Annotated in this window: 18 protein-coding genes; 5 read left to right on the forward strand and 13 right to left on the reverse strand. The window is 65.0% G+C overall.

The features are described 5' to 3' along the window. Window positions 1-11 precede the first annotated feature (11 nt). The 4 genes from KXR83_RS13365 to KXR83_RS13380 are packed head-to-tail and all read right to left on the reverse strand — an operon-like array spanning window position 12 to window position 3,962. Complete coding sequence (locus KXR83_RS13365) at window positions 12-1,361, reverse strand: cytochrome P450 (RefSeq protein WP_099383892.1); 1,350 nt, start codon at window positions 1,359-1,361, stop codon at window positions 12-14. After that, window positions 1,358-2,152: an SDR family oxidoreductase gene (locus tag KXR83_RS13370; RefSeq protein ID WP_437425226.1), complete on the reverse strand. Its 795-nt coding sequence runs from the start codon at window positions 2,150-2,152 to the stop codon at window positions 1,358-1,360. Before KXR83_RS13370 ends, KXR83_RS13365 begins: the two co-directional genes overlap by 4 nt. Beyond that, complete coding sequence (locus KXR83_RS13375) at window positions 2,152-3,375, reverse strand: cytochrome P450 (RefSeq protein WP_437425227.1); 1,224 nt, start codon at window positions 3,373-3,375, stop codon at window positions 2,152-2,154. Before KXR83_RS13375 ends, KXR83_RS13370 begins: the two co-directional genes overlap by 1 nt. Further along, complete coding sequence (locus tag KXR83_RS13380) at window positions 3,372-3,962, reverse strand: TetR/AcrR family transcriptional regulator (protein ID WP_030165000.1); 591 nt, start codon at window positions 3,960-3,962, stop codon at window positions 3,372-3,374. Before KXR83_RS13380 ends, KXR83_RS13375 begins: the two co-directional genes overlap by 4 nt. A 66-nt stretch (window positions 3,963-4,028) precedes the next feature. On the opposite strand from KXR83_RS13380, the gene KXR83_RS13385 reads away from it, so the two are divergent. The 5 genes from KXR83_RS13385 to KXR83_RS13405 are packed head-to-tail and all read left to right on the forward strand — an operon-like array spanning window position 4,029 to window position 8,479. Next, on the forward strand, window positions 4,029-5,495 hold the full coding sequence (locus KXR83_RS13385) for an aldehyde dehydrogenase (protein WP_437425228.1): 1,467 nt from the start codon (window positions 4,029-4,031) through the stop codon (window positions 5,493-5,495). Between the two features lie 9 nt (window positions 5,496-5,504). Continuing rightward, window positions 5,505-6,242 carry an SDR family oxidoreductase gene (locus tag KXR83_RS13390; RefSeq protein WP_030165005.1) on the forward strand — a complete coding sequence of 246 codons (738 nt, stop codon included), beginning with the start codon at window positions 5,505-5,507 and terminating at the stop codon, window positions 6,240-6,242. Further along, on the forward strand, window positions 6,239-7,102 hold the full coding sequence (locus KXR83_RS13395) for an NAD(P)-dependent oxidoreductase (protein WP_437425229.1): 864 nt from the start codon (window positions 6,239-6,241) through the stop codon (window positions 7,100-7,102). Before KXR83_RS13390 ends, KXR83_RS13395 begins: the two co-directional genes overlap by 4 nt. Continuing rightward, window positions 7,099-7,485, forward strand: a complete 387-nt coding sequence (locus KXR83_RS13400; protein WP_030165011.1) for a carboxymuconolactone decarboxylase family protein — start codon at window positions 7,099-7,101, stop codon at window positions 7,483-7,485. Before KXR83_RS13395 ends, KXR83_RS13400 begins: the two co-directional genes overlap by 4 nt. A gap of 10 nt (window positions 7,486-7,495) precedes the next feature. Further along, window positions 7,496-8,479, forward strand: coding sequence for an LLM class flavin-dependent oxidoreductase (locus KXR83_RS13405; protein WP_437425230.1), 984 nt, complete (start codon window positions 7,496-7,498; stop codon window positions 8,477-8,479). A 95-nt stretch (window positions 8,480-8,574) separates the two neighbouring features. Here the strand turns inward: KXR83_RS13405 and KXR83_RS13410 are convergent, their stop codons facing one another. The 9 genes from KXR83_RS13410 to KXR83_RS13450 all read right to left on the reverse strand — a co-directional run bounded on the left by KXR83_RS13410 (window position 8,575) and on the right by KXR83_RS13450 (window position 20,738). Continuing rightward, on the reverse strand, window positions 8,575-9,897 hold the full coding sequence (locus KXR83_RS13410; protein WP_437425231.1) for a DUF222 domain-containing protein: 1,323 nt from the start codon (window positions 9,895-9,897) through the stop codon (window positions 8,575-8,577). 152 nt (window positions 9,898-10,049) lie between these two features. Beyond that, window positions 10,050-10,790, reverse strand: coding sequence for an ABC transporter ATP-binding protein (locus tag KXR83_RS13415; RefSeq protein WP_437425232.1), 741 nt, complete (start codon window positions 10,788-10,790; stop codon window positions 10,050-10,052). After that, window positions 10,787-13,579, reverse strand: a complete 2,793-nt coding sequence (locus KXR83_RS13420) for an ABC transporter permease subunit (RefSeq protein ID WP_437425233.1) — start codon at window positions 13,577-13,579, stop codon at window positions 10,787-10,789. The genes KXR83_RS13415 and KXR83_RS13420 overlap by 4 nt, the downstream gene beginning before the upstream one ends. 50 nt (window positions 13,580-13,629) lie before the next feature. Then, a complete protein-coding gene (locus KXR83_RS13425; RefSeq protein ID WP_437425234.1) occupies window positions 13,630-14,874 on the reverse strand; it encodes an ABC transporter substrate-binding protein in 1,245 nt (414 codons plus the stop codon). 317 nt (window positions 14,875-15,191) lie between these two features. Then, entirely contained in the window at window positions 15,192-15,764 is a 573-nt protein-coding gene (locus KXR83_RS13430) for a TetR/AcrR family transcriptional regulator (protein WP_437425235.1), read from the reverse strand. Window positions 15,765-15,853: 89 nt separating this feature from the next. Further along, window positions 15,854-17,014: an alpha/beta hydrolase gene (locus tag KXR83_RS13435; protein ID WP_437425236.1), complete on the reverse strand. Its 1,161-nt coding sequence runs from the start codon at window positions 17,012-17,014 to the stop codon at window positions 15,854-15,856. Continuing rightward, window positions 17,011-18,393 carry a wax ester/triacylglycerol synthase domain-containing protein gene (locus tag KXR83_RS13440; RefSeq protein WP_437425237.1) on the reverse strand — a complete coding sequence of 461 codons (1,383 nt, stop codon included), beginning with the start codon at window positions 18,391-18,393 and terminating at the stop codon, window positions 17,011-17,013. Before KXR83_RS13440 ends, KXR83_RS13435 begins: the two co-directional genes overlap by 4 nt. Before the next feature lie 13 nt (window positions 18,394-18,406). After that, window positions 18,407-19,909, reverse strand: coding sequence for a WS/DGAT/MGAT family O-acyltransferase (locus KXR83_RS13445; protein WP_437425238.1), 1,503 nt, complete (start codon window positions 19,907-19,909; stop codon window positions 18,407-18,409). Between the two features lie 214 nt (window positions 19,910-20,123). Further along, on the reverse strand, window positions 20,124-20,738 hold the full coding sequence (locus KXR83_RS13450; protein WP_317711876.1) for a TetR/AcrR family transcriptional regulator: 615 nt from the start codon (window positions 20,736-20,738) through the stop codon (window positions 20,124-20,126). Between the last annotated feature and the right edge of the window lie 186 nt (window positions 20,739-20,924).

Consider the following 20,924-nt stretch of genomic DNA (forward strand, 5'->3'; position numbering starts at 1 on the left):
TGCTCCTGTCTTCAGCGAGCGCGCTTGCGGTACTTCACCTTGCACGGCTGGGCCAGCTGCACAACCATTTTCGAGTGGTCGTTCTTGTACGACTCGGACGGCTGGCTCATCTCGAACTCATAGTTCTGCAGCAGCACGGAGAAGATCGCCTTGAGCTGCATGATGGCGAACTGCGCGCCGACGCAACGGTGCCTGCCCGCGCCGAAGGGAATCCACGTCCACCGGTTGGCGAGATCTTCCTGACGCGGCTCAAGGTAGCGATCCGGGTCGAAGCTGTCCGGGTTCGGGAAGTCTTCCGGCAACCGGTTGGAGATGGCGGGCGACGCGGCGATGGTCTGGCCGGCGGTGATCTCGAAGTCCTCGACGATGAACTCGTTCTGGACCACGCGCATCAGCACGATCAGCGGAGGGTGCAACCGCAGGGCTTCTTTGAGCGCCGACTCCAGCTTGGGGATCTGACGCATCGCACCGAAGCTGTATTCGGCACCACCGGAGTAGATCTCGTCGAGCTCGTCGGTGACCTGCTTCATATAGTCGGGGTGGCGCAGCAGTTCGATCAGCGTCCAGGCGGCGGTGCCGGATGTGGTGTGGTGTCCGGCGAACATCATCGAGATGAAGATCCCGGTGATGGTGTCCGCGGTGAAACGGAGGTTGCCCTCCTCGTCGCGGATCGAGACCAGCACGTCGAGCAGATCCTTGTCGTCGCTCTCGTCCGGCTCGGCGATGCGGGTGTCCATGATCTCCTGGACCAGGGCGACCAGTCCCTCGCGGGCGGCGTCACGCTTGCGGAAACTCTCGATGTCGGCATGGGCGTCCACGTACGCGATCGGGTCGGTGCCCTTTTCCAGATCGTGGTAGAGATGCGCGAATCTGCCGTCGAGCTGTTCGCGGAACTTCTTGCCCACCAGGCACGTCGACGACGTGTAGATGGTCAACTCGGCGAAGAACTCGAGCAGATCGATCTCGCCCGAATCACCCCAGTCGGCGATCATGCGCTCGACCTCGAGCGGGATGGTCACGGCGTGGTTCTTCATGTGGGCGCCCTTGAGCGCCTGGTTGTGGAGCATCTCCGAACGCCGCTCGGGACTGGCATCGAACACCACACCCTCACCGAAGATGGGCGTCATGAAGGGGTAGGCCGCCGCCTGGTCCAGGTCCTCTTCCGATGCACGGAAAAAGGCCTCGTTGGCCGCGGCGCCCGAGACCAGCGCGACCTCGCGGTCGGCGAGCTGGAAGATCCCGACGTCGCCGCATTCTTCACGGACCCTCTTGAACAGGCCGATGGGATCGGTGGACAACTCGTCGAGATGGCCGTGCTCGCCGTCGCCACCGGATACGCGCTTGGGCTTGGTCAGTGTCATTTGCTGTCTCCTTCAGTACGAGCGACCGGGGCTTCGGCCTCGACCTCGACCAGGCGCATGTGTGCACCCCGAGGCATGGAAACGATGGTTGTGACCGCGGTGGCCAGATGGACGGGCTTGAGGAAGTTTCCGTGCCGGGCCAGGCCCCACGGAATCCAGTCGTTGAGCACCGATTCGGCGACCTCTGGCGAGAAGTTCATCCCCATGCCGGTCATCACCTGGCCGGGACGGACGAGGCTGGCGCGCACACCGGTGCCCTCGAGCTCCATCCTGGCGACCTCGGCGAGTCCTTCGACACCGCACTTCGCGGCGACGTAGGCGCCCATCTGCGGACGCGGCGACACCACCACATCGGAACTGATGAACACAAAATCACCACGCTGGCGACCCATCATCTCGGGAATCAGCCTGCGGTACAGACGCTGTGCACCGAACAGGTGGATGTTCACCTGCGCGGCGAAGTCGTCGGTGGACACTTCGAACGAGCGTCCCGGTTCCAGGTCACCGGCACCGGACACTGCCACCTCGATGGGACCGAGCTGGGCTTCGGCCTTGGTGACGAACTCATCGATCGAGTCGGCGTCGGTGATGTCGAGCGGCAGGGCGATCGCCTCGCCACCGGCTTCGTTGATCTGGTCGGCGAACTCCTGTGACTTCTGCACCCGCCGGGCGCCCAGTGCCACCGGGTAGCCGGCCGCACCGAGCATGACGGCCGTCGCCGCACCGATGCCGGACGAGGCACCGGCGACGACCACCGGCCTGCGTTCTGGGTGTCCGGGGAACCGTGGCATCAGCGCACCTTCACTTTCATCGGCAGGGCTGCGAACCCGCGGACGTTGACCGAGTGCACCCGGGCGGCGTTCTCGATGTCGATGTCGATCTGGTCGATCGACTTGACGATCTGCCCCAGTGCGACATTGGCTTCCAGCCGCGCAAGGTGTGCGCCGAGGCAGAAGTGGGTGCCGAGGCCGAAGCTGGTCAGGGCCTGCGAGCTGTCCCTGGTGATGTCGTAGTTGTCGGGGTTCTCGAACACATCCTCGTCGCGGTTCGCCGAGCCCAGGAGCAAGAGCACACGCTGACCGGCGGGGATGGTGTAGCCGCCGTACTCGACGTCTTCCATGACCCGGCGGACGACGATCTGGGTGGAGTTGTCGTACCGCAGGGTCTCTTCGGTCCACTGGGGCACGGCCTCGGGGTCGGCCATCGGTATCGCGAGCTGATCGGCGAACCGCCATCCCCAATACACCGCGTTCGCAAGCAGTTTCGTGGTGGTCTCGTTGCCTGCGACGATCATCAGGATCATGAACCCGATGATCTCGTCCTCGGTGAGCCTGGTCTTCTCACCGGTTTCGTCGTCGAGGACCTCGGCGTCGAGGAGTGCGGACACCAGGTCGGTACCCGGCTTCTTGCGGCGCTCGACGAGCAGCTCGGTGTAGTAACGGGTCAGCTCGAAGTAGGCGAGCACCGCGGCCTCGGGAACGTCGAACACACCCTCTTCGCGGTGGATCAGTAAGTCTGACTGGGTACGCAGATGGGCGCGGTCGGCCACCGGCACGTCGAGCAACTCCGACACCACATCCATCGGCAGCAGACCGGCGAACTCGGTGACGTAGTCGAACTCCCCCATCTCCAGGCAGCGACTCCAGTGTTGTTGGGTCAGTTCGGCGATCCGGTCACCCAGCTCCGCGACCCGCTTGGGTGTGAAGCCCTTGGAGACCAGTTTGCGGATACGCATGTGCTTCGGGTCGTCCAGAGCAAGGAACGACATCGACTTGTGCGCATCGGGGCCGTAGGCGGCCGGGTCCATCGACACACCCCAGCTGTTGGACAACCGGACTGCGTCGCGGAACCCGTTGCGTACGTCCTCGTGCTTGGCGAATGCCCAGAAGTCCATGTCCGCGTTGTGGTAGACCGGCGCCTCGGCGCGCAGGCGGGCATACGTGGGATAGGGGTCTTCGTGGAAGTTGTAGTCGTAGGGGTCGAACGGGACCCGGGTCTGCATACCTGCGGTCATCGGTTCTCCAGCAGTAGTCGTGCCGCCGCGTCGAGCCGGTCGGCGATGGCGGAATAGGTTTCGTATCCCATGCCGGCACGCACGAGCGCGCCGGAGTACAGCATTTCGAGCGCCTCGAGCAGCGCCTCGTTCTCAGGGGCCTCGGGGTCACCGCCGAGGGCGGTGGCCAGTCGTTGCCGGATCAGCACGCCGATCCGCAACCGGAGGTGCTCGACATCTGGGTCCGAGCCCAGAAGCGATGCGGTCACCGCACGGGCCAGATGGGTGTCGTCCTCGACAGCCAATGCCACCGAACGCAATTGGGTGACAACCCGTTCGGTTCTGGGCAACGAGGGGTCGGGGTCGGCGATCCCCTCGGCCAGCCGGCGCCAGAAGAGCTCGGCCACCACATGCCCCTTGGAACTGAAGTACGTGTAGGCCGTGGCAGGTGCGACGCCTGCGCGCTTGGCCACCGATCGCACGGTCAAGGCGTCGTATCCGACTTCCCGCAACACCTCCACCGCCGCGGCGGTCAACCGGTTGACGGTCTCCGCCTGAGCGGTCGTCAGCCGCCGGCGAGTGGATTCGAAAGAAACCGGACTGGACATGGACGCTGACATTACACTAGGTTCATACTCGAGTCCAGACACGTGTCCAGAAGGAGGCGACCAGCAATGGCGCTGAAGCCAGAAACCAGCTCTGAGCTGCTCATCGACGGGAAGCTCGTACCCGGTTCCGGTGGCACTTTCGACATCATCAACCCGGCCACCGAGGAGGTGATCGGGCAGGCCGCCGACGGCACCGTCGCCGACATGGAGGCCGCCATCGCCGCCGCGCGCACGGCTTTCGACACCACCACCTGGCGCCACGACCACGCCTTCCGGGCGAAGTGCCTGCGCCAACTCCGCGACGCCTTGCAGGGCCACATCGAAGAGCTCCGCGAGATCACCATCGCCGAGGTGGGCGCCCCCCACTTTCTGACCTCAGGCCCCCAACTCGAGGGCCCGATCAACGATCTCGGCTGGCTGGCCGACCTCGCCGAGAGCTACGAATGGGAAAGTGACCTCGGTCGGGCCAAACCGATGGGCATCAAGACCCAGCGGCGCGTGCAGCGTGAGGCCGCCGGTGTGGTCGGCGCCATCACGCCGTGGAACTTCCCGCATCAGATCAACTTCGCGAAGATCGGCCCCGCGCTCGCCGCCGGTTGCACGGTGGTCCTCAAGCCCGCCCCCGACACCCCTTGGTGCGCGGCACTGGTCGGCAAGGTCATCGCGGAGGAAACCGACATCCCGGCCGGTGTGATCAACATTGTCACCTCGAGCGATCACTCTGTGGGAGCGGTACTTTCGAGCGATCCCCGCGTCGACATCGTCTCGTTTACCGGCTCCACCGCAACCGGCAAGAAGGTGATGGCGGCAGCTGCCGACAGCCTCAAGCGCGTCTTCCTCGAACTCGGCGGCAAGTCGGCGTTCATCGTGCTCGATGACGCAGACCTCGCATCGGCCTGCTCCATGGCCGGCTTCTCCGTGGTCACCCATGCGGGCCAGGGTTGCGCGTTGACCACGCGACTGCTGGTTCCCCGCGACAAGTACGACGAAGCCATTGCGCTGACCCGTGATTCGATGGCGGGACTACCTGCCGGAGATCCCACCGATGCCGGAACCATCTGCGGTCCGGTCATCTCCGCGACGCAGCGAGACCGCGTCGAGGGCTACTTGAAGCTGGCGCGCGAGGAGGGCGGCACCATCGAGATCGGTGGCGGCAGGCCCGCGAACAAGGAGAAGGGCTACTACATCGAGCCCACCCTGATCTCGGGGGTCGAGAACTCCGCACGTGTTGCGCAAGAAGAGATCTTCGGTCCCGTGCTCGTGATCATCCCCCACGACGGCGACGACGACGCGATCAACATCGCCAACGATTCCCCCTACGGCCTGTCCGGCGCTGTGTGGGGCACGGACCCGGAGCGCATCCAGCACGTTGTCGACGGTGTTCGCACCGGGACGATGAGCATCAACGGTGGTATCTGGTACGGCGCCGACGTGCCGTTCGGCGGCTACAAGCAATCCGGCATCGGACGCGAGATGGGCGTTGCCGGATTCGAAGAATACCTGGAACTCAAAGCCATCGCGGCACCAGCATAAGGAGCATGTATGAGCAACAACCGATTTGAAGGCAAAACCGCCATCGTCACCGGCGCCGCCGGTGGTATCGGCGAGATCTATGCACGCCGTCTGGCCGCCGAGGGCGCCAACGTTGTGGTCGCCGACCTCAACGACGAGGCCGGCAAACAGGTCGCCACCGACCTCGGTGGGCTCTACGTCAACACCGACGTCTCCGATCCCGAGTCGGCGCAGGCCCTGGCCACCGCCACCCTCGATGCCTACGGGCAGATCGACTATCTCGTGAACAACGCCGCGATCTACGGCGGGATGAAGCTCGACTTCCTCATCACCGTCCCGTGGGATTACTACAAGAAGTTCATGAGCGTGAACCTCGACGGCGCCCTCAACGTGACCCGCGCCGTCTACGGCCACATGAAGCCCGGTAGCGCGATCGTCAACCAGTCCTCTACGGCGGCATGGCTGTACAGCGGCTTCTACGGCTTGGCCAAGGTGGGAGTGAACGGTCTGACCCAGCAGCTCGCCACCGAACTCGGCGGTTCCGGCATCCGCGTCAACGCGATCGCACCGGGGCCCATCGACACCGAGGCGACCAAGTCGACAACGCCGGGCAGCATGGTCAAGGACATGGTCAGCAAGCTGCCGCTGTCTCGTATGGGCACACCCGATGATCTGGTCGGCATGCTCCTGTTCCTGCTGTCGGACGAAGCCGGCTGGATCACCGGTCAGATCTTCAATGTCGATGGCGGACAGATCATCCGGTCATGACAGATCAGAAAGCAGTCGGCTTCATCGGTCTGGGCAACATGGGTGCCCCCATGGCCGAGCGCCTGCTCGCCTGGCCCGGCGGCCTGGTTGTCTGCGACACCCGGCCCGAGGCGGCCGACAAGCTGGTCGAAGCCGGCGCCACGCTGGCCGCTTCGCCTGCCGAGGTCGCCAAGACCGCAGGGGTCATCGGCATCACCGTCCTCAACGACGAGCAGGTCAAGACGGTGGTCTCCGGCCCCGACGGCATCCTGCAGACCGCGGCGCCCGGCACGGTCATCGCGATCCACTCCACGATAGGTCCGCAGACCGCGATCGATCTCGCCGCGGTGTGCGCGAAGTCCAGCGTGGAGCTGGTGGATGCACCGGTGTCCGGGGGCGCCCCCGGAGCGCAACAAGGCAAGCTCGCCATCATGGTCGGCGGTGAGCGGTCGGCTTATCTACAGTTGAAAGAGCCGTACTCATCGGTCTCGGACATGATGGTGCACGCCGGACCGGTGGGTGCCGGTACCCGGATGAAGTTGGCCCGCAATCTGCTTCACTTCATCGCTTTCACCGCGACCACCGAGGCGGCGCGGTTGGCGGAGGCGGCGGGCATCGACATCGCCAAGCTCGGCAAGGTGGTCCGGCACACCGATGCGATAACAGGCGGGCCGGGTGCGATCATGCTGCGGGACACCACGGCGCCCATCGATCCCGACGACTTCTGGTACGGAATCTTCACGCACGTGCGGGATCTCGGCGAGAAGGACCTCGCACTCGCCTTGCAGCTCGGCGCCGAACTCGGGGTCGATCTGCCGCTCGGGCATATCTCTTTGGATCGTTTCGCTGACGGCTTGGGTGTGGGAAAGGCAAAACAATGACTACTGAGGGCACGTCAGAGCGACGTCAACGCGGCCTGGACATGATGTCCAAGGTGTACGGATGGGACATGCAGGACGGCCCGGGCGACTTCTTCGCGCACACCGCCGATCAGCTGTTCGCCGAGGTGTGGACCCGTGAGGGGCTCACCGTGCGAGACCGGAGACTGCTGCTGCTGGGTGCGCTGGCCGCAACCGGGCAGACCGATGTCGCCGAGATCCAGGCCGGCGCCGCACTCGGGAACGGCGAACTCGATGGTGATCAGCTACTCGAAATCGCTTTGTTCCTTTGCTATTACATCGGCTGGCCGCAAGGTACCCGGCTCAACATGATGTTCGGCGAGGTCATCAAGAAGCACAAGAAGGCGACGCGGGCAGCGGACTGAGAGTGGTCCGGTGACATTCTTCGCGACTCGATTCGATTTCCGCGCTCCCGGCGCCACCCCCGCCGCCCGCGGCGAACTGTTCGCGCGGTCGGTGGAGCAGGCGGAGTACCTCGACACGCACGGCCAGGACGCCCTGATGTTGTCGGAGCACCACGGTTCGCCCGACGGCTACCTCCCGAGTCCGATGCTGGTGGCGTCGGCGTTCGCTGCGCGAACGTCTCGGATCTCGATCACGGTGTCGGCGCTTGTCGCAAATCTGTACGATCCGCTGCGGCTGGCCGAGGACATCGCCGTCCTCGACCACCTCAGCGGGGGCCGGGTGTCGTACACGCTCGGACTCGGGTACCTGCCCCACGAGTACGCACAATTCGGTCGGCCGTGGGTCAGTCGGGGCGCCGATATCGAACGACTGATCGGTGTTCTCCGGGCCGCGTGGAGTGGAGAACCGTTCGAGTTCGAGGGACGGACAGTGCAGGTGACCCCGGCGCCGTTGTCCAAGCCCCACCCGATGTTGTTCTACGGCGGTGGCTCCAGGGCTGCTGCTCTGCGCGCCGCCCGACTCGACCTCGGTTTCCAACCCCAGGTCGCCGACACCGCGTTGCGTGACCTGTACGAATCGGAATGCCGTGCGCACGGCCGCGAACCGGGTTTTGTGATGACGCCGCCACCAGGGCCGTCGACGGTGTTCTGCTCCGAAGACCCCGACCGGTTCTGGCACCACTACGGCTCGTACCTGCTCGCCGACGCGAAGGCGTACGAAGCGTGGCACGGCGACCACGCCTCGCATGTTCGAGACAGCTCCACCACCGTGGACGAACTTCGCAGCGGCACGGGCTATCTGGTCTGCACCCCGGACGACCTGGTCGAGAAATGCCGTAGTCGCGAAGTGCGCCTGGTGACAAGCCACCCAGTGTGCGGCGGCATGCCTGAGCAACCCTCCTGGGACAGCGTGCACCTCATCGGCGAGAAAGTGCTTCCCGCACTGAGGAACTGACGCCCCAAACGATCGGGACTGACTCGGCCTCACACTGTGTAGTTGTCAAGGAGCTGGTCGATCGGTCACAAGGTCTGCGGTTCGAGATGTCAGTTCTAGGCGGCAGCCGGCGCGACGATCTGCGACCGTCGGTGAGCAGGTATCGGTTTCTGTCGTCGGTCGACACTCTTCGGTGGCGTGAACCACGGATGCCCATCGCCGCCTATCGCGACTGCCCACCCCTGGTGGTGAACCATTCGGTGATGGTGCCGACACAACAGGACGGTGTTGCTCAGGCTGGTCTTGCCGCCTTTGGACCAGTGCTCGATGTGATGGGCATCGGTCCATCCGGCAGGGCGGCCGCATCCTGGGAACGCGCACCCACAATCCCGCGCCAACAATGCTTTCCGTATCGCGGGAGTGACCGTGCGATGTTCTCGACCGACGTCGAGAGGTACACGTTCACCGTTGAGGATCATCGACGTCAACGTGGCATCGCAGGCCAGTAACCGTGCGGCTTCACCGCTGATCGGTCCCATCCACTGCAAGTGGAACGGGCTCGTATAACCCCGTTCATCGAGGAACTGCGCGTACTCATCTGTCGACGCCCCTGACCCCGGCGGTGCAGCTCCCTCCTCGGCCAGCTCACGCGCATCAACGGTCATCGTCAGATGCGGGCGCACCCCACCCACCGTCGGCCGGTCTTCGGCCTGCAAGTAGGCGTCGATCAAGCGCTCGAGGCCTTCGGCCATTCGTTGTTCGGTCGAGCGTGGGTCAGGTGTGCCATCGTCGGCCGGCATCGGCCTGGTCAGTGGATCCAGCCCGGTCAACAATTTCTCGCCGAGAATTGCATCGACGTCGAACTTTCCACGCACCCGCCCGTCACCACCGGGAGTCACCGTGAGGCCGTTCAGCGCAGCGTTTTCCGACACCGGCACCGCACCTGTTGTCGGCGCGAGCGCGCACGCATCACCACGAGCCCGTTCGCCGATCTCAGTGGGTGTGGCACCCGACCACGCCTGCGCCAGCAGGCGGTTCACACAGGCGTCGCGGGCTGCGTCCGGCAATCCGGGCACAGCTCGCTCGACATGCGCTATGCCCCGCACGATCGCGTCGACCTGCTCGCCGGAGAAGTCACCGTCGCGAGCATGATCCTCGACCTTCGGCAACAACGCCAAGGCACGACCTACCCGCACCGTGCGATGGGAACATCCCGGCGCAAGGCCCGCGGTCATCAACAGAGCAGCAGTGGACGCCGCTCCGAGCCGCTTGGCCACACCACGCCGATCGAGCGCCCCCGCCCACACCGACAACACGTGATCAACAAGATGACGAACCTTGATCAAGGCCACCACCTGCTCGGCCAAGACGGCATCAGCTTCAGGCGGTGACCCCTGCGCAATCACAGCCAACGCTGTGCGGATTCCCCCGATATCCATGCCTCAACTTTAGAGCAGAATCGCCATTCGTACAAGTGTTCGAACTCGACTTCTTTCTCTGCGCCGCAACCTTTTTCGAGAAACAAACAGTGCCGAACTGCCTAGTCTAACCGCGAGGTCTGACAACTTTTCCGACCGCAGAAGAGCCCAACTCAGCCCACAACACTCTCCGAGTCATCTTTGCGCGCACCCATGTAAGCCCGTTCGACCAACGATGGATCGTCCGACAGCACCGACGACGGCTGGTCGAGGACCACTTCACCATGCACCATGATCACAGCTCGGTCCGCGATCCCGAGGGCGAGGTGGACGTGCTGTTCCACCAGCACCACCGCGGTGTCGCCCCGGTCCGCGACCGCGCGGATGATCGGCAGGATCGATTCCACCACAACGGGTGCGAGCCCCATGCTCAGCTCGTCGATGAGCAGTACTTTTGGTCGCTGGATGAGTGCGCGGCCGATGGCCAGCATCTGCTGCTCACCTCCGGACAACTGACCGGCGTCGACTTTGAGGCGAGCACCGAGTGCCGGGAAGTACTCGAGCACCTCGTTCAGGGCCTGCTTGCCGCGGTCACGTCCGCGGGTCGCGAGCTGTAGGTTCTTGCGCACGCTCAGCCCGCGGAAGAGCGCGCGGTCGTCGGGCACAAGTACGAGGCCGGAACCCACTGCCGCGCGCGGACTTCCGCGACGAAGGGTCTGCCCACCCACCAAGACCTCTCCGCCGAAACTCGGCAACAGCCCGGCCAAGGTGAGCAACAACGTGGTCTTGCCTGCACCATTCGGCCCCAGCAGCGACACCACCTCGCCCGCGCCGATGTTCAGGTCGACGTTGCGCACACAGGGGCTGCGCTTGAAGTACCCGGCCTCCAGGCCCTTGCATTCCAGCACACTCATGAAATCACCTTCTGTTCCGTGAGCCCGGTCGCCGATGTGGCCTCGTCGGTGTCTCGACCACCCGCAGGCATACCCAGATAGGCGCGGATGACGTTCTCATCGGCCCGGATGGCATCGGGGGTCCCGCTGGCGATGACCTTGCCGAGATCAAGGACGATGATCCGATCGCACACGGACAGAACAAGTTCCATGTCGTGGTCGACGAGGAGCATTGTCATTCCGTTGTTGCGGACGGCGCGTAACCGCTCACCGAGCCACCGACTCTCGTTGCTGTCGAGACCGGCGGCGGGCTCGTCGAGCAGTGCCACCGAGGGATTGCCGGCGAGCACCCGCGCCATCGACACCAATTGCCGTTGTCCTTGTGACAGTGAGGCAACGGTGACATCGGCGACCGCGTGCAGGTCGAGCAATCCGAGAACACCGTCGACGCTCTCGTCGCTGGTGGAAGCCTTACCGCCACGCGCGCCGACGGTCACGTTCTCCCGCACGGACAGGTCGTCGTACAGCTCGACATCCTGGAAGGTGCGGCCCAATCCACGTCGGCTGCGGCGGTGCGGAGCCAGATCGGTCACGTCGGTTCCGTCGAGAGTGATGTGTCCCGACGCCGACGCAAAGCCACTGATGGCGTCGATCAGTGTGGTCTTCCCGGCGCCGTTCGGCCCGATCAGCCCGACGATCTCACCGTCGAACACCTCGAACGACACGGCACTGACAGCGGCGACTGCGCCGTACTGCACCGACACGGAGTCGACCTTCAGCAGCGTGCGGTCACGATCGATCACCGGTGTATCGGCGTCGAGCCGGCCGGATGCGGGCATCGTCGAGGCATCGGGCTCCCCGGCCGTGGCTCGGGGTGTCTCGGTCCGCGAGAACCGTTGCACCAGAGGGGTGATGCGTCCGGCGATGCCGTCCGGGTTGATCATCACCGTCAGGATGAGGAGCACCCCACTGGCCAGCGCGTAGTAGTCACCGAAGTCGAAGGCCCGGTCGAGCACGATGTACAGCAGCGCGCCGGGCGCGAGGACACCGGCCAGCAAGGCTCCCGACACGGACGTGATCCCGGCGGTGTAGATGATGGCGAAGATCGCGATACCGGCGAACACACTGAACGGATCAGCGGTTGCGAGAGTTTGTTGGTAGGCGAGCAATGTGCCGCTGAGCCCGGCGAGGAAAGAGCCGATTGCGAACGCGGCCAACTTGGTTCGCGACACGTTGATGCCCGCGGCGGCCGCAGACCTCTCGTTGGCTCGGACGGCGAGCATGGCCGAGCCGAGCCGACTGCGCCGCAGCAGACCGACGCCGACCGCGGCGATCACCACGATGATCAGGCACAGGATCCCGAACGAGATCCTCGGATAGTTCTCCCCGGCGCCGATACCCAGATCGATCCCGAAGATGCTCGGTGCGTCGAAGTTCGAGCCCTTGAGTCCGCCGTTGAACGACGGGTTGCGGAACCAGAAGGTCTCCAGGAACACCGCAAGGGCGAGCGTGACCACCATGAACGGGAGCCCCCGGATCCGGAGGGCAGGCAACCCGACCACCACCCCGATGACCGTGGCCATCAGTGCAGCCAGGATCGGCGCGAACGGGAAAGGTATCCCCAGTTCGGTGTTCACCACACTCAGCCCGAAGGCACCGACACCCGCGAGGGTCAGCTGGGCGAGCGACACCTGTCCGGCGAACCCGGTCACCACCACCTGCGAGAGTCCGAGGATGGCGAAGATGAAGGTGGCGATGATCGCCCCGCGGTAGCTGCCCGACGTCGCCGACAGGGCGATGACGGCAACCACGGTGGCGACAACCGCTGGCGTCCAGATCCATCTCGGACGCGGTGCCCGACCGAGGTTCTGGTGCACGATACCGCCACGACTGGGCAACGGCCGACCTTTGACCACCAGGAACACCAAAATCAAGAGCAGCGGGATCGCCTCGGAGACACCAGATCTCGGAATCCAGCTGTAGAGGCTCTGCAGGTGCGTTCCCTCAGCCTGCAGTATTCCGATGCCCAGCCCGGCCGCGACGGCCAAAGCCATGGACGAGAAGTTGCCCACCAGCGCCGCAGCCAGTGCGGGCACGATGAACATCGTGTAGGCGATCGGGCTCAGGGGCACGATCGGGGCGATGAGGATACCGCCGAGGCCTGCGATCACCGACGACAGAGCCCAGTTGCTCACTGCGATGCGATCGGGCGAAAGCCCGGTGACAAACGCACCTTTCTCCGATTCCGCGGCGGCTTCGGTGGCCACGCCGAATCGCGTGAAGTGGTACACCAGCGCGACCACTGTCGCCAGGGCCACGATCACCACGGCGAGCCAGATGCGGTCCGTGGGCACCTGACTGTCACCGATGGAGAGGACTCCCGGTTCGAAGATCGGTGCCACCGGAACCGCTGTCGTGCCGACCCGAAGCGCGAGGAGCGCCTGGATGGCCAACATGAGACCAATCGATGCAACGGCTTTGGCGACCACCGGCGCCGACCGCATCGGGCGGAAGACCACCAGGTACAGCAGCGCTCCCAGCGCCGCCGCGATCACCAGCGAGATCGCGACGGCGGGAACGAGATCGAGTTCGCCACCCAATTCGATCGTCGACGGGAAGCCGGGTACCGGGATGAGGAGTTCTCCCTCACGCAGTAACCCATACGTGTACGTGGTGTACAGCGCGACAGCTCCCGTCGCGAAGTTCACCACCCCCGAACTCTTGAAGGTCATAACCAACGCGAGTCCGAGGGCGGCGTAGACCGCTCCGTTGCCCAGGCCGAGAAAGAGATAGGCAAAGTGCTCGGTCATCTACTGTTCCAACTTCTTTCGATGATTCAGGTGGTCTTCTCGCGGTGGATCTAGCCCACGCTCGTGAGGTTCGTGGGTTTGCCCTCGCTGTCGACCGGACCGACGAGCAACGTCTTGCTGCAGATCGACGGCAGCTGCGGGATCGCGGTGCCGTTGCAGGTGAACTTCAGTCCGGCCCCGATGGGGAGCGGGATGTCCTTGGCTGCCTTGAGCGCTCCGGTCACCGTTGCGGGCGAGATGTCGCCGGTCAGATTCTCGATCACCCGGTACAGGCCGAGAACGCCCTGGTATCCGGTGTAACCGTAGCCGCCGATGTCGGTCTCCGGCGCGTACTGCGCCATCACGGAGCGGTAGAGCACCGAGTCAGGATCGTCTGAGTAGATGTCGACGGTGGTGAAGTCCTTGATACCTTCCATGACCGATCCGCCAACGGCTTTCACCACGTCAGGGGCGACGCACGTGGGCACGACCAGTCGGTCTTTGCCCGGGGCGACGGTCTGCATGGTCTTCAGCACCGAGATGCACATGTTGGCGTCGCCGACGATGGCAACGGCATCGGGGTTGTCGGACAGCCCTGCGGTGAGCTGCGGCGTGGGGTCGGGCACGGCGGTCGGAATGGGTACGACCTTGAGTTCGACACCTGCCGCCTGGAAGATCGGGCCACCGATCGCGGAGATCGCCGCGGGGGTGCCTCCGCCGTCACCGGACATCAGGGCCAGCTTCTTGATGCCGTTCTGCGCCGAGTACTGAGCCATACCGGCCAGCACGCCGGGCAGTCCGGCGGTGAACATGAAGGAGTCCGGCGAGGTCAGCTCGACGGGGGTGACGCCGACCGGGCCGACGTACGGGATGCCTGCGCCGGAGAGGATCGGCAACATCGCCGGGCCCTGGGCTCCACCGGGAACCACCACTGCGACAACACCTTGCTCGACCATCTGGTTGGCGCAGTTCGTCGCCGAAGCCGGTTCTTCCTGCTGCTTGCAGATGACGAGTTCGATGGGTCGTCCGTCAACCCCACCCGCGTTGGCGTTGATGTATTCGGCTGCGGCCTGAGCGGTTTCGCGGTTGGCCGGGAAAGAGGCGAACGAGCCGCCTTCGCTGTTGATGAAGCCCACCTTGATCGGGGCGCCAGTGGCCGCGTCTGCCGGCAGGGATGTTGTGGGCAGCGACGAATCCGGGGAGTCACTGTCGGAACCGTCGCTGCACGCGCTGACGCCGAGAACTGTCAACAGCACCGAGGCACCGACGCCGAAGATGACTTGGCCGCGGCTGCGACTTGTCCTGCGTGACTTCATATTTCATACCCTTCACGATCCATGGATGGGGCGATCGAGCGCCAGACGCCATCGCCCGGCCATCCACGACGGAGGACTGGTTTCTCAGTGGGCTCGCGAGGAGCGGGAGATGGGGCGGCTGGTGATGCAGATCACTTTGTTCGAAGCCAGTCAGACATTACGCACAGACATTCGTATCGTCAACCGTATAGACGGGTGTCCAGTTGTGTGATTGAGTGGAGTTCTCGACAGCGGTCACACGCACCGGACCCGGCGCGCATTCAGCGCCGGAACTGGCGAAAGCTATTAGACGACTTGACTATTGAAGGCGGAAGCGTTCAAGCCAGAATCTGGCGCGCGGCAGCCTCGAGCTGGTCCGCGACCTCGCCGTAGGACAGGTGACCCATCCCCGCGCGAACCATCGCGCCGGTGTAGACCAACTCCAGCAGTCCCACATCTCTGGAGCTCCCCTGCGACCCGACGGCTGCCACCAGGAGTCGATGGATCTCGCGGCTGATCTGGAAGCGGAGCTGTTCGACGTCGGAGTCATTGCTGAGCAATGCCTGCGTCACCGCCGCGGCGAACTCGGGCTCGTCGGCGACATTGAGGGCCAGGTAGCGCAGCACGCTCACGACGCGCTCGATCATCTCCGGAGAGTCGTTGGCCGGAGGTGTGGCCGTGGTCAGCCGGCGCCAGTACACCTCTGCGACGAGGTGTTCCTTCGAGGAGAAGTAGATGTAGGCGGTCGCGCGGGCAAGGCCCGCCTTGGCCGCGACGAGTGGCACCGTCAGCTCCGAGTAGCCCACTTCGCCGAGTACCTCGACGGTGGCCGCACCCAGTTTCAACACCGTGTCGGCACGTTTGCCCGTCAGTCGTCGACGAGTGGCTTCAACCGGGGACTGATCAGGCACAGCTGGCAACGGTACCCCGACCACCACGTGGGCCACCAACCTGCTCCGGCCGACCACCTCCGCGAGGGGCGCCTCCGGCGCGGGTCGTTCTAGGTCTGCGCCGAGGCGAAGTCGGTGATCGCCGCGCGCACGGCCGACGACATCACCCCGCCGATGTGCCCACCCGGATACCAGTGCACCGGCCCTGACCAATGGGCGTGCAAACGTTCCGCGGCGGCAACCGATGTCACCCTGTCGTTCAGGGCGGCCACCACCAGACGGCGGTCCGCCTGCGCATGCGGTGTCACCCTGAGGGGATCCACGACACTCGTCACGTCCTGGACCGGATCCGACCGCAACAGTTCTGCGATCGCACGACCCCGGTCACCGCCCCGGAGCAGATGATGGGCCATGGTCGCGTGCAGGTCCAGCATCGGGACCACTGCGATCACCGATTGCACCTGCGGTTCGAGGCCGGCCACGATTGCGGCGACCGGACCGCCCAGCGAGATGCCACCGACGGTGATGGGGGTCGGATCCTGCGCATGCATCCACCGGACCAGGGCACGGACCTCCGCGATCCCGCGAGCGGTGAGCGCGACGTTGGCCATCGGATCGAAGCCGGGGAAGGTCACGCCTTTGCTGCGTCGCAACCCGTGCCCCGGCAGGACCGGGAACACGACGTTGTAGCCGAGTTCCTCGTGCAGAAACGCTGCGCGCAACGACATCAGGTCGTCGATCCGGCCCTGACCGGCGCCATGGATCCAGAGCAGCCACGGGTGTCCCCGCTCGCGGTGTTCGAGGACACGCACGGTTGCCGCCGTCTTGGTCTTGTCGCCCGAGAGCAACAGCGGGTGGGGGTCCGGACTCGCGTAGTCCAGCCGCTCGTACGCCACCGGCCCCAGTTTCCGGCGGATCGACCGCTGGATTCGGAGCTCGGGGGGATCCGGGTTCGCCTCGGTCATCGGCAGCGCCCTGAGCCTGCTGCCCACCAGCGCACACCTGTCCACGTTCGCTCTGATGTCGTCTTCATCGGGCACGGCGCGCAGCAGTGAAAAGCCGGCGATGAAGAACTCGTCGAGCGCTGTTTCACCCACCTGGCGGACGCCGAACGCCGACGGTGGGATGCCCGTGGCCGCGGCGCGATGGCTGGCGCTGCGCGAGCTCAGCACCGCCCGGGGCAGGACTTCGGCCAGCAGCGACATCCGTGTAAGCGACGAGTCGAATCTGTTCTGCCAGCGACCACGATCCGGCCCGGGTGTGGCCGTCATCGATCCAGCATCTCAGCCGTGCGCAGTGCCGAGGTCAATTCGTCCAGAGACGCCTGGACCCGGCCGAGGAATGCCGCCGGGTCAGCCATGGACTCGGGTGTGGTGATCAGACCCATCGACAGTTGCCCCGCGTAGCTGTACGCGGTCAGGTTGACATCTGCTGGGGCTATCGCCAGTGCAAAAGACGTCCATTGCTCCACTTTCACGTCGCCGATCCATCGATGTTCTTTCGGTCCTGGCATGTTCGCCGTGGTGATGTGGTTCATCACCAGAGGCGCGATGGGCGCTGCGATCGGACGCGCCCAGGGTCCCAGGCGACCGGTGTAGGTCGCGAGATGCTCGGTGAGGTCGAAACCCAGCTGCCTGCGAAGGGACACAGCCGCAGCGCAACTCGATGCAGTGGCGCGCACCCGCTCGACAGGGTCGACGATCTCGGTGTGGAGGTAGACCGTCGCCGTCGCCAGCTCGTTGCCCTGGCGGCGGGGCGAGGAGAGGTCGCGGCACACCCCGAACATCCCGACTGCGGGACGATCGGTGCGTTCTCGGCGGGCCAGACGCTCCGCGCGGATCGCCCCTGCCACGATCCCGTGGAAAGCACCGTTGACGGTTGTGCCCGTGGCAGCCGCCACCCGCCGCACGTCAGCGAGTGGAATCGACGCACTGGCACAGCGCCGCCGATGTGAACTCGGGGTGTTGAAACTCGTGCGGTCGGCGCCCATGAAGTGGGGTACGGCGCGGCGCTGTTCGAAACGACGGGCCGCCACCCCGGTGCGGTACACATCTGCCGCCACATGCGGTAGGTCGCGGATCAGGCGAACCGATTCTCGCCGGGCCATCGCACGCATCTCTGCGCGGTCGGGAGGTGTGGCGTCATCGATGGACCAGGGATTCGGTTCAGCCGCAGTCGCTCCCGGGCTGTCGCTTGTCACCGTGCGGAAACAGTTCAGCGCGGCCAGACCGTCCACCACCGCGTGATGCACCCGGATGACCACCGCCTGCCGGTCGCCGCTCAGCCCGTGTACCAGCGTCATGGCCCAGAGCGGCCGATCGCGTGAGAGCCGTTTCGTGGCGAGCGCGGCCAGCAGTTCATCGAGCTGCGATTGATCGCCAGGGGCCGGAAGGGTGTGCTCATCGATGTGGTGGGCGATCCGAAAGCTCATGTCGGGCACCCAGAAAGGACGTCCTCGATGGCCACGCAGCGCTTCGATCCGCTGGGTCGCCCGAGGGAAATGACCTAGATAGCGTGGTACCAACGCGCGCAGTTCGGCGAGAGTCACCGGTGTGCCACGGTTCGACGAGTCCAGAATCGCGACCTTCAGGGTGTGCATCGGCGTCGTCGAGGTCTCCATGTTGAGCATCAACGCGTCCGGTCCGGTCATGCGCTCCATCGGACTACTTCACCCCGCTCTTCGTCCGTCGGTCCGTCGTGGACGGTGGCCGTTGCGTCTCGTCGCCCGATCCGTCCGACGGCTCGTCGGCAGCAAACGGATCATCAACGGCAGTGGGACCTTCCAGACCGCTGGCCGCCAGCAACTCGGCAAGCGCCGCCTCGAGCGCATCGATGATCTCCCACGGATCAGGAACCAGGTTCGGGTCGACGTGCAGACCGAAATCCATCCGCTCCATGTTCGACAGCACCGTGAAGTTCAGGCCCATCCCTTCCAGGATCACCGAACTCGGGTAGATACCTGTGACCTTGGCGCCGCCCATGTACAGCTGAAGCGGCGGACCGGGGACGTTCGAGATGAGGGTGTTGATCCGCAGTGGCATCCGTGAAATCAGCTCGGCCGAATAGATCGCCCGGATCGCGGTACCGAGGATCAGCGGGGCGGCGACTTCACCCAGCGACTGGATCTGCTTGGCGCTCATCGCTTTCGACATCTCCTTGGCGCCCGCTGCCGTCTCGCTAACCGTCTTGAGTCGCTGAATCGGGTCATCGAGATGCGTGGCCAATTCCACGAACACGGTCGTGATCTGGTTGTCCTGCGTGTCGTCGCCTTCGGCGCGGGTCGACACCGGCACGCCTGTCACCAGTGAGCGATCCGGCAGGGCGTCGTGCGCGAGCAGATAGGTACGCAGCGCGGTCCCGCACAACGCCAGCACCACGTCGTTGACCTTGACCCCGTGCGCCTCCTTGATGCGACGGATGTCGTCGAACGCGATGCCGGCGAACGCCAGCTGCCTGCGGACTCCGATCGACGCATTGAACGGAGTGCTCGGGCCTCTCGGGATGGCCGAGGCCAACGATCCCCCGCTGCGTGCGCCATCCAGTACGGCGGCGGCCTTGGAGAGAACGTCGAATCCATAACGCGCATAGGTCGCGGGGCCTTTGACCCATCTGTTCGCCAGACCGCCGACGACGTCGAGCACACCCTGATCGCCGGCGGATGATTCCTCGCGCGACGGCTTGGCCACCAGCGGCGCTGTCGCGTCTGGTTCGATGTCGAGCATCGCGGTCGCGAGACCGGCGCCTGCGACACCGTCGAGCAGACAGTGGTGGTACTTCATGAGCAAAGCCACCCGTCCACCGGCGAGGCCTTCGATCAGCCAGACCTCCCACAGCGGGCGGTTGCGGTCGAGTTGGGCACTGAGAAGCAGACCGGCCACCTCGCCGACCTCGCGGGCGCCGCCGGGGGAGGGAACACCGATGCGGTGCACGTGATGTCGGACGTCGAAATCCGGATCATCCACCCACACCGGGCGATCGAGTCCGAACGGGGCCTGCTTGAGCTTCCAGCGGAACTTGGGGGCGTATTCCATCCGCTCGCGTGTGAGCCGAACGACGTCGTCGTATCCGAGTCCCGAGTCCCCCGGTTCCAAGATCGTGAGGCCACCGACGTGTTGATGCCACGACGGTGTCTCGGCCGCCAGGAACAGCGAGTCGGTTCCACTCAAGCGTCGCATGATGTCCTCGTCGGAGTCGATTGCGAAAACGAAAGGCATTCGTTTCTGTCGAATGCCATTCGTACAACCGCGACACTACGTTGTCAATCGGATCGGCGCTGGTCTTCGGCGATATCGGGGCGTGAGCAGGCACGGACCGCAACAGCCAGATTTGTCACATCACCGCGGGCCGGCCCTCGTCAACCGTCGGTGGCCTGGGGCGGGTTCAGCTGCCCAGGACCGCTGCGGTGACCGCGCCCTGAAGGATCTGTTCGAACACGTCGTCGGCGTTGCCCACGACATCGAAGAACCCGGACAGCTGCAGGGAGACGAACCCGTTGATCGCGGCGAACAGCGCGAGCTGCGTCTGCAGCACCCGGTCTTCGGGCACACCGGCGGTACGGATCATCACCGCGAGGGCCTCCCCCGCCTCCGCACTGGCGGCACGAAATGCAGGCAGGTCGATGGGAACTCGCAGCAGCGATCGGCATCGATGGGGCCAGCGCTCGCCATAGTCGACGAACACCCTGGCCAGAACCCGCAACCCATCCACCCCGGTACGCCCCATGGCCGCCCTGCGCGCGAGGTCACCGAGCTCGCGCATCGCGTGGAGTTGTAGTTCGCTGCGCAGTTCTTCGAGGCTGTGGACGTGGTTGTAGAGCGAGGACACCCGCACCTGCAATCGCGAGGCCAGAGCCGTCATCGTCAAGGCCTCGGTACCCAGCTCGTCGACAAGGGCCTGCGCCTCCGAGATCACGCTCTCGCGTGTCATCCGACTGCGGCGCGCGGCCCGCACCTCGGACGCCGCCGCCCGCGTGGGCGAAGGGTGATCAATGGACACTGAGGACTCCTAGCGACTAAAGAGATTCGTTTACAGACGCTACTCCTTCGTACGGAGACGAGGGAAGTCACCAACCGCCAGGAGTCGCGAGTGTTGACACCTCAGATGGCCCTGTGACTGAATGAAACCGGGAAATGTGACGTAGGTCTCACTTGTTTGCACTATGACACCACCACTCCTGACCAC

It is taken from the genome of Williamsia muralis, assembly GCF_051487485.1.
Classification (GTDB): domain Bacteria; phylum Actinomycetota; class Actinomycetes; order Mycobacteriales; family Mycobacteriaceae; genus Williamsia; species Williamsia muralis_B.